Here is a 712-nt window from a genome sequence, read left to right as displayed (position 1 = left end):
CATAACGCCTTGTTAAGGTGTGAGGCACGCAATACCGAAGCCTCTGCATAACACCTTAACCACTAAAACCAACGCATAGTAAAAATGCCACGCGTGCCGAATCACTCTTGAACAATTTGTTATGTTTATTTCCCACGAAGAGAGACCTTTTCAATGTAAAGCCCAAGCCAACCTTGCTTACCACAAGCTTCAACCATGCTACCTATATCAATGCTATCTCGCATCAGCTTTTTCGTAGGGTACCAAAAAGTACGATTCGACTGAGGGGCTTCAATCGTGATATCACTAAGACCAAACATAACCCTCCTACCCTCGGCAGCGTTTGAGAGTTTGCCGACATGACAATAGCCTTGCCCTGTTAAAATCGTAGTAATTAATAAAACGCGAAAAAATGGCAATAGAAGAATTGCGATAATCGGGTATGCAAAAAGCCCAGAGAATATTAACACCTGCCATCGATTGAAACCGGCTTTATGCCTAAGTCTATGAGCCATAACTGCCCATACACTTTTTCCATTCACTTTCCCAAAGATTACAAATGCCAAGTAACAAGCTGTACAAACAGGTAAAAACCGATAAACGATGAAGTCAAAATACGCACCAGACATATCAAATGGCAGTCTAAATACAATGATTGAAATACCAAAATATATCGCGAAGAAGAGACTCACACTGTTGATAGCTGACATTTTTATCCTTTAAACATAACGCC

General features: G+C 40.7%; 1 protein-coding gene. It reads right to left on the bottom strand.

What is annotated here, in order from left to right:
* Positions 1-125 precede the first annotated feature (125 nt).
* A complete protein-coding gene (locus ATB78_RS27850; RefSeq protein ID WP_061011162.1) occupies positions 126-689 on the bottom strand; it encodes a hypothetical protein in 564 nt (187 codons plus the stop codon).
* Positions 690-712 lie beyond the last annotated feature (23 nt).

The organism is Vibrio sp. CUB2, from assembly GCF_001557945.1.
Classification (GTDB): domain Bacteria; phylum Pseudomonadota; class Gammaproteobacteria; order Enterobacterales; family Vibrionaceae; genus Vibrio; species Vibrio owensii.
Note: the sequence above shows the minus strand (reverse complement) of the source record. Positions and strands in the feature narration are given on the sequence as shown.